Consider the following 8,362-nt stretch of genomic DNA (forward strand, 5'->3'; position numbering starts at 1 on the left):
CCCGCTCCGCCTTGCCCCGCCCCGCTCCGCCTTGCCCGCTCCCGCTCCGCCCGCGCCCGGCGGGTGCCCGCTCCCGTCCGGCACCCGGGAAGGTCCGCCGGATTCGGAATGATCTCCGGCGGTCGGACGTTCTTCCCATGTGCGGTACGGGCGCGGGCCGGTGATTTCCCGCCGCACGCGGGAGTTCCGTCCCAGGCCGACTCCACCCGCATAGGATGCGAGAGGTGCACCAGGCGGACGGGGCACGGGGCCGCGCCCGCGGTGGTGTGCCCTAGGAGGTCCGCGGCAGTGACCAGTCAGGTCGATCAGTCAGAGGCAGTGGACGGCTCGGACGGCGACGAGGCCGGTACCGGGAGCGGCGAGGCACGCCCCGGCCCGAGCGCACCGGCCGGCCCGGCCGCCCCGGGCGGCCCGCCACCCGGGCGCACCAAGCCGATCCGCAGACTCGACCGGGTGATCATCCGTTTCGCCGGAGACTCCGGTGACGGCATGCAGCTCACCGGTGACCGGTTCACCTCGGAGACGGCGTCCTTCGGCAACGATCTGTCCACGCTGCCGAACTTCCCCGCCGAGATCCGCGCCCCCGCCGGCACCCTGCCCGGTGTCTCGTCCTTCCAGCTGCACTTCGCCGACCACGACATCCTGACCCCGGGCGACGCCCCCAACGTGCTGGTCGCGATGAACCCGGCCGCGCTCAAGGCGAACCTGGCGGACCTTCCGCGCGGCGCCGAGATCATCGTCAACACCGACGAGTTCACCAAACGCGCGCTGGCCAAGGTCGGTTACGCGGCCGACCCGCTCGCCGACGGCTCGCTGGACGGCTTCCACCTGCACAAGGTGCCGCTCACCACGCTGACCCTGGAGGCGCTCAAGGACAGCGGCCTCGCCCGCAAGGACGCCGAGCGGGCGAAGAACATGTTCGCCCTGGGCCTGCTGTCCTGGATGTACCACCGGCCCACGCACGGCACCGAGACGTTCCTGCGCAGCAAGTTCGCCAAGAAGCCGCAGATCGCCGAGGCGAACGTCCAGGCCTTCCGGGCGGGTTGGAACTTCGGCGAGACCACCGAGTCCTTCGCGGTCTCCTACGAGGTGCCGCCGGCCAAGCTCCCCGCCGGGCGCTACCGCAACATCTCCGGCAACCTCGCGCTGTCCTACGGGCTGATCGCCGCCTCGCAGCGCTCGGGCCTGCCGCTCTACCTGGGCTCGTACCCGATCACCCCGGCCTCGGACATCCTGCACGAGCTGAGCAAGCACAAGAACTTCGGGGTGCGCACCTTCCAGGCGGAGGACGAGATCGCCGGCATCGGTGCCGCGCTCGGCGCCGCCTTCGGCGGGGCGCTCGGCGTGACCACCACCTCCGGGCCGGGCGTGGCGCTCAAGAGCGAGACGATCGGCCTGGCGGTCTCGCTCGAACTGCCGCTGCTGGTCGTGGACATCCAGCGCGGCGGCCCCTCCACCGGGCTGCCGACCAAGACCGAGCAGGCGGACCTGCTGCAGGCCATGTTCGGGCGCAACGGCGAGGCGCCGGTGCCGATCGTCGCCCCGGCCACGCCCGCGGAGTGCTTCGACGCGGCACTGGAGGCGGCCCGGATCGCGGTCACCTACCGCACCCCGGTCTTCCTGCTCTCCGACGGCTACCTGGCCAACGGCTCGGAGCCCTGGCGGATCCCCGAGGTCGACGAACTGCCCGGGATCGACCCGCAGTTCGCGACCGGCCCGAACCGCGAGGACGGCGCCTTCTGGCCGTACCTGCGCGATCCCCGGACGCTGGCCCGGCCCTGGGCGCTGCCCGGCACGCCCGGCCTGGAGCACCGGATCGGCGGCATCGAGAAGCAGGACGGCACCGGGAACATCTCCTACGACCCGGCCAACCACGACTTCATGGTCCGCACCCGGCAGGCCAAGATCGACGGCATCACCGTCAAGCCGGTCGAGGTGGACGACCCGAGCGGGGACGCCCGGGTGCTGGTCCTCGGCTGGGGCTCGACGTACGGGCCGATCACCGCGGCGGTGCGCCGGGTCCGGGCGGACGGCGGCGAGGTCGCCCAGGCGCACCTGCGCAACCTCAACCCCTTCCCGGCCAACCTGGGAGCGGTGCTGAGGAGTTACGAGAAGGTCATCGTGCCCGAGATGAACCTGGGGCAGCTCGCGCTGCTGCTGCGGGCGAAGTACCTGGTGGACGCCGAGTCCTACAACCAGGTGCGCGGACTGCCCTTCAAGGCGGCCCAGTTGGCGGACGTGCTGTGGGCCGCGATCGGCACCCTGGACGAGGAGGACCACCGATGACAGAGAGCGGCTTCCCGTCCCTGCGGCTGGTGCCCAAGGCCGAAGCACCGCAGAGCGCGAAGGACTTCAAGACCGACCAGGAGGTGCGCTGGTGCCCAGGCTGCGGGGACTACGCGATCCTGGCGGCGGTGCAGTCCTTCATGCCGGAACTCGGCATCAAGCGGGAGAACACGGTCTTCGTCTCGGGCATCGGCTGCTCCTCGCGCTTCCCGTACTACATGAACACCTACGGGGTGCACTCCATCCACGGGCGGGCGCCGGCCATCGCGACCGGGCTGGCGAGCTCGCGCCAGGACCTCAGCGTCTGGGTGGTGACGGGTGACGGCGACGCGCTGTCGATCGGCGGCAACCACCTGATCCACGCCCTGCGGCGGAACGTCAACCTGAAGATCCTGCTGTTCAACAACCGGATCTACGGCCTCACCAAGGGCCAGTACTCACCGACCAGCGAACTCGGCAAGATCACCAAGTCCACGCCGATGGGCTCGCTGGACGCACCGTTCAACCCGCTGTCGCTGGCGCTCGGCGCCGAGGCCACCTTCGTCGCCCGCACCATCGACTCCGACCGCCAGCACCTGCAGTCGGTGCTGCGGGCGGCGGCCGAGCACGAGGGCACGGCGCTGGTGGAGATCTACCAGAACTGCAACATCTTCAACGACGGCGCCTTCGAGGTGCTGAAGGAGCCCGGCACCCGGGACGAGGCGCTGATCCGGCTGGAGCACGGGCAGCCGATCCGCTTCGGCGCGGAGGGCGCCAACGGCGTGTTCCGGGGTCGGGGCGGTGAACTGTCCACCGGGCCGGTCACGGCGGAGAACGAGGCGGACCTCCTGGTCCACGACGCGCACGCGGCGAGCCCGGCCACCGCCTTCGCGCTCTCCCGGATCGCCGACGCGGACACCCTGCACCACACGCCGATCGGCGTGCTGCGCAGCGTCGAGCGGCCGGTCTACGACGAACTGATGGCGAGCCAGCTGGCCGCCGCCGTCGCCGACCGCGGCCCCGGCGACCTGGCCGCGCTGCTGGCGGGTAGCGACACCTGGACGGTGGACTGACCGCCCCCGGACGCGACTCGGCGCCCCCGTCCCGGCCGGGACGGGGGCGCCCGTCGTTCCGCCCCCTACTGCGGGCCCGGCTGCCGCCGGCCGGCTACTTCTCGACCCACTCGACCAGCTCGATCGCGATCCCGTTCGGGTCGGCGACCTGGAACAGCTTCTCGCCCCACGGCTCCTCGCGCAGCGGCAGGGTGACGGTGACCCCTTCCGCGCGCAGGCGGCGCTCCTCGGCGGCGACGTCCTCGACGACGAACGCCAGGATCACGCCGTCCGCGATCCGGTGGCGCTGGTCCTCCGGCAGGACTTCGAGGCCGCGCCGCAGGTAGACGACGTTCGTTCCGCCGCCCGGGTGGGCTAGCGAGACGAAGCCGTCGGCCGACATCTCCTCGGCGTAGCCGAAGTGCCGCGTGAGGAAGGCGGCGGAGCTGGTGACGTCCTCGACGGTCAGGGAAACGGCGGTCCTGGTGATCTGCAAGGCGGAGAACCCTCTCGTCCGTACGTGCCCGGTTATCCCGTACGCAGTACACTATACATAGTACGGAGAATTACGCCAGAGGTCGCCGCCGCAACGCCTGAGGGAGGCTCCCAGGCGGGAGCCTCCCTCAGGCGTTCGGTGCGGGACGCGTCAGTAGACGCAGGGGATGCCGCCGTCGGACTGGGCGTCGACCCCGGGGCCCTGCATCGGGAGGTTGGCGGTCGGGTCGGACGGCGCACCGGCCGGGGCGGCGGGCTTGTCGGCGTCGACCCCGGTGAAGCCGGTGCCGAGGGTCACCACGACGCGGTCCGCGCCGACGGAGGCGGACTCGGTGGCGGTCACGCCGTAGCGGGCCGCGATCTGGTCGGCCGCCTCCTTGGCGCCCTTGCCGTAGACGACGGTGGTGGTCTTCGGCCTGGTGGCCGCCGGGCCGGTCCGGCCCTCCTTGAAGCCCATCGCGACCAGGGCCCTGGACTCGGCCGTCGAGGTCACCCCGGCGGCCGAGGAGGCGTTGAGGACGTCCACGGTGACGGCCTTCGCGGCGGTCGGCGTCGGCATCGGGGTGTCGGCGGGGGTCGACGGGGCCGGGGTGGCGGAGGTGTCCGCGGCGTCGGCCGGCGCGGCGGCGTCCGCGTAGCCGAACAGCTGCTTGACCACCTTCTGGATCTTCGACGGGGTGACCAGGTTGACGTCCTGGCCGTTGCGGGTGCCGAAGCCGTCGAAGGTCAGGGTGTTGAACTCGACGTTGCCGCCGGTCAGCGCCGGGGCCTGCTGGGCGAAGTCGAGGATGTTCCACTCGTTGTCGATGACGAGGTCCTTCTGCACCACGCCCATCAGCTGCTGCAGCTTGCCGAGGTCGCCGATGACGCCCTTCTGCTTCAGGTTGTGCACGACGGCGGAGATGAAGGCCTGCTGGCGGTGGGTGCGGGCGAAGTCGCCGGAGTTGCCGTCGGGGCCGTCGAGGTTGTGGCGCTGGCGGACGAAGGACAGGGCCTGGGCGGCGTTGAGGGTGTTGATGCCCTTCTTGAAGTCCGCGCCGGAGCCCTGGCCCTCCATGGCCGGGTCCCTGGTGTCGTGGGTGAGGCAGACCTGGATCGGCTCGACCGCCTTGGCGATGTCGTAGAAGCCCATCAGGTTGACCTCGGCGATGTGGTCGATCGGCTGGTCGAGGAACTTCTGCACGGTGCGGATGGTGGCCGCGCGCCCTATGTCACGGCCGGCCTTCTCCAGGTCGGCGCCCTTGAGGCCCTTGGCCCGCAGGCCCGGGTCCGCCTTGTCCTTGGCGGCGCCGTAGGCCTCCTTGATCTTGGCCATGCCCAGCTGGGACCCGTCGGCGTTGTAGGTCATGACGTAGTCGTCGCGCGGTATGGAGACCGCCTGCACCTTGCCGCCGTTCGCGGGGATGTGCAGCAGGATCAGGGAGTTGGTGTTGTAGCCGCCGACGTCGGAGCTGTGGCCGGCGTGCAGCTCGTCCTGGACGAACTGCGGCGGGAGGTCCGAGCCGTCCATGTTCTTGCGGCTGTCCAGGCCGATCAGCAGCAGGTTGACCGAGTTGTCCAGGTGCTTGGGGGCGTCCTTCTTGGTGTCGGCGATGACGTTGGAGGTGGTCATCCCGTCGGTGAGCTGCTTGACCTCGTACCAGACCACCCCGCTGGCGGCGAACACTGCCAGCCCGACGGTGCAGGCCACCACCCGGCCCGCGATCAGCAACGGGGAGGGCCGGCGGGCTCCGGCGCCCCGGCGGGACTCGGCGCCCCCGCGGCCTGCGGCGCGCCTGCGGGCGGCCGCCCGGCCGCCGTTCCCGGCCTCCGCGGTGCCCTCGGTGTGCTCGGCGTCGTCAGCCACGGTGCCTCCTCCGGTCCCGGACCAGCCGGACCACGATCACCAGCAGGGCCGCCGCCGCGGCCTCGGCCATCACGGGGAAGCCGTGCACCACCCACTTCGCGGCGCCGGTGGCCAGGCCCTTGCCCCGGTAGTCGTCCCGGTGGGCCGCCAGCTCGACGGCGGCCGTCGCGCCCAGGACGACCAGCGGCGAGGCCGCCAGGACCCACCACCAGCCGTTCCGGCTGCTCAGCGCCGCCGCGGCCGCCGTCCCGAGCACCGCGCCCACCACGAAGGCGAGCCCCATGCCGGGGCCGGACAGCTCGTCGACCGCGGCGCCTGCCAGGGGCAGCCCGAGGGCCGCGGCGACGGGCAGGGCGGCTCCGCCGGCCAGGGGGCGTACGGACGCCCCGGGCCTGCCCGCCGCCCGCTCCCGCGCACCCTGGTCGGATGACCGTCCTCGTTGTCCCGCCACGCATTCACCCCCGGTGTTCCCGTGTGTCGTGCGCCACGATGGCGCGCGCCGGTCGTCGATCGTCCTCCCGGTGTCCGGAACTCCGTTCGTGGCGCTGCCAGTTCTGGACGCTCGCGGCGGCCGGTCGGTTCCCGTGCGCGGCCGGGCCGCCGGTGAGCGGGGCGGAGGGTTCCGCATGGCCTCTACACGGGTGTAGAGATCGTAGGCAGCATAGATGACGTGCGTCCGGCGGCAAGCGCTCCGGATCGGCTGCGGATCGGCGGGCGGCTCTGCGTGCGACCCGGTCGGGGGCCTGGTCGGGGGCCTGGTCCGTGGCTCGGTCCGTGGCCCGGTCCGTGGTGCGTCGGATAAACTACACCGGGTAGTTTCTAAGCAGGTCGGCCACCGGGCCGACGGATGAGGAGTGGGCCGTGGCGACCACGGGTGGAGCGGCGGGGCGTCCGGAGAAGCGCAAGGCGATCACGCAGGCCGCGATGGTGGTGTTCGGGCGCGAGGGCTACGTGCGGGCCAGCATGGACGCGATCGCGGCCGAGGCCGGGGTCTCCAAGCGCACGGTCTACAACCACTTCGCCGACAAGGAGACCCTCTTCCTGTCGGTGGCGCTGCAGAACTCGGCGGAACTGACCGAGAAGATCCGGGAGCTGATGGCGAAGTACCTCGACCGGGTGGTGGACCTGCGCCAGGACCTGGTCGACTTCGCGGTCGAGCGGGCGCGCGCGGTGCTGTCCGCCGGGGAGCACGGGGCGCTCGGCCGGGCGATCCGCGCCGAGGTGGCCAACATCCCGCCGGACGTCCTGGAGGCTTGGCTGGAGGCCGGGCCGATCGCCTCGATGCGCGACCTCGCGGCGCACTTCGAGGCGCTCGCGGAGCGCGGACTGCTGGCGGTCGAGGACGCCGGCCTGGCCGCCGAGCAGTACACGCTGCTGACCTTCCACGGCATCGCCGAGCGCTCCTTCTGGGGCGCCCTCCCGGTGGCGGACGAGGAGGTCGTGCGGATCGCGACGGTCGGCGTCGACGCCTTCCTGCGGATCCACGGCGGCCCGGCGGCCCGCGGCTGAGACCCGGCGGACCGGGTCCGGGCGGAGCGGGTCCCGCCGGGGCCGGAACCCCGGGCGGGGGCGGCAGTGCGCCGCCCCCGCCCGAAGTCCGTACCGGTCACTTCCAGTTGACGCCCTTGCCGAGGGTGTACGGGTCGCCCCAGTACTCGGCGCCCGCCACCTTCGACGCCTCCGGGGACATCGCCACCGCGCAGGAGGTGGCCGACTGCCCGTTGGTGAAGCCCTTGGGCAGCGAGTCGCTCTTGCACTTGGCGAAGGAGCCGATGATCATCAGCTCCTGCGCCTCGGTGCCGTCCGCCAGCAGGCCCTTCATGTGGTTGACGCTGGTGAAGGACAGGTCGCTGCTGCCGGCGTTGGTGACCTTGTAGTGGATGTAGTACGGCACCAGCCCCTTGGCCTTGTCGCCCAGGTTCAGCGAGGTCAGGTCGGCCGGGTCGCCCTTCTCGATCGAGGTGACCGCGAGCGCGATGGTGCCGCTGGTGCTGCCCGACGTGAACGGGATGGTGACGGCGTCGCCGACCTTGACCGTGGTGCCGGGCGCCGGGGTCGAGCCGGCGGGCGCGGGCGCGGCGGCCGAACCGGACGCCGCGCCGCCCGCCGGGGCGGAGGTCGGGGCGGCCGGGGTGATGGCGCCGCCGCTCGGCGACGGGGCACCCGTGGCGGACGCGGACGGCGCGGACGGTGCCGCCGGCGGGGTCGTCGCGGTGTCGGACGACGACGCGTCGTCGTTGCAGGCGGTCATGGTGAGTGCGCCGACCGCGGCCAGCGCGGCCAGGGCCAGCGCACGGCGATTGTTGCGGATGGGCTTCATGTGACGTTCCCCCGTCATCGCGGACCGCCGGTGGGCGGTCCTCCTGAGGGACGTTCATAGCGCAGTGCGGGGGCGGGGTGCCATCGCTTTGACGCCGTCTTGACTGGTCCGTGACGACTCCCCCGCGGGTCCGTGACAAGGGATATCGAGCCGTGATCAGGAGGCGGGGCGGGGGCGCAACCCCGGGCCGATCATGTTCGCGCGAATCTGTTCGCCTCAGTTCCGCAAATGATCGATCAGGCCCGTCGGCTGGCGGCCGAACGCTTCCCGGACACGCTCGCCGCCGCCCGCGCCGGGCCCCAGACCGTGGAGACCGCCGGGGCCCGGGGGGGGGGGGGGGGCGGGCGCGCGGCGGGGCGGGCCCCCGGGGGGGGGGGGGGGGAA

Annotated in this window: 7 protein-coding genes; 3 read left to right on the plus strand and 4 right to left on the minus strand. The window is 72.4% G+C overall.

Annotated elements, in window-relative coordinates; translation table 11 throughout:
- Positions 1-288 precede the first annotated feature (288 nt).
- Both ABT048_RS31455 and ABT048_RS31460 read left to right on the plus strand, forming a co-directional pair.
- The gene (locus ABT048_RS31455; RefSeq protein WP_350524948.1) at positions 289-2,286 is read left to right on the plus strand and encodes a 2-oxoacid:acceptor oxidoreductase subunit alpha; all 1,998 of its coding nucleotides are present in this window, start codon (positions 289-291) and stop codon (positions 2,284-2,286) included.
- On the plus strand, positions 2,283-3,338 hold the full coding sequence (locus ABT048_RS31460; protein ID WP_350524949.1) for a 2-oxoacid:ferredoxin oxidoreductase subunit beta: 1,056 nt from the start codon (positions 2,283-2,285) through the stop codon (positions 3,336-3,338). The genes ABT048_RS31455 and ABT048_RS31460 overlap by 4 nt, the downstream gene beginning before the upstream one ends.
- A 94-nt stretch (positions 3,339-3,432) precedes the next feature.
- On the opposite strand, the gene ABT048_RS31465 is transcribed toward ABT048_RS31460, so the two are convergent.
- From ABT048_RS31465 to ABT048_RS31475, 3 genes are all read right to left on the minus strand, one after another.
- A complete protein-coding gene (locus ABT048_RS31465) occupies positions 3,433-3,813 on the minus strand; it encodes a VOC family protein (RefSeq protein ID WP_350524950.1) in 381 nt (126 codons plus the stop codon).
- Positions 3,814-3,963: 150 nt separating this feature from the next.
- Positions 3,964-5,658: an LCP family protein gene (locus ABT048_RS31470; RefSeq protein WP_350524951.1), complete on the minus strand. Its 1,695-nt coding sequence runs from the start codon at positions 5,656-5,658 to the stop codon at positions 3,964-3,966.
- Positions 5,651-6,109 carry a DUF6542 domain-containing protein gene (locus ABT048_RS31475; protein WP_350524952.1) on the minus strand — a complete coding sequence of 153 codons (459 nt, stop codon included), beginning with the start codon at positions 6,107-6,109 and terminating at the stop codon, positions 5,651-5,653. Before ABT048_RS31475 ends, ABT048_RS31470 begins: the two co-directional genes overlap by 8 nt.
- Before the next feature lie 410 nt (positions 6,110-6,519).
- On the opposite strand from ABT048_RS31475, the gene ABT048_RS31480 reads away from it, so the two are divergent.
- The gene (locus ABT048_RS31480) at positions 6,520-7,167 is read left to right on the plus strand and encodes a TetR/AcrR family transcriptional regulator (protein WP_350524953.1); all 648 of its coding nucleotides are present in this window, start codon (positions 6,520-6,522) and stop codon (positions 7,165-7,167) included.
- A gap of 97 nt (positions 7,168-7,264) precedes the next feature.
- Here the strand turns inward: ABT048_RS31480 and ABT048_RS31485 are convergent, their stop codons facing one another.
- Entirely contained in the window at positions 7,265-7,978 is a 714-nt protein-coding gene (locus tag ABT048_RS31485; protein WP_350524954.1) for a hypothetical protein, read from the minus strand.
- Positions 7,979-8,362 lie beyond the last annotated feature (384 nt).

Origin of the sequence: Kitasatospora sp. NPDC096140 (assembly GCF_040303045.1) — a bacterium.
Taxonomy (GTDB): Bacteria; Actinomycetota; Actinomycetes; order Streptomycetales; family Streptomycetaceae; genus Kitasatospora.

Bases quoted from the DNA above. Each gene is read 5' to 3' on its own strand.
- ABT048_RS31460 (WP_350524949.1), top strand. From the start codon at position 2,283: ATGACAGAGAGCGGCTTCCCGTCCCTGCGGCTGGTGCCCAAGGCCGAA.
- ABT048_RS31485 (WP_350524954.1), bottom strand. From the start codon at position 7,978: ATGAAGCCCATCCGCAACAATCGCCGTGCGCTGGCCCTGGCCGCGCTG.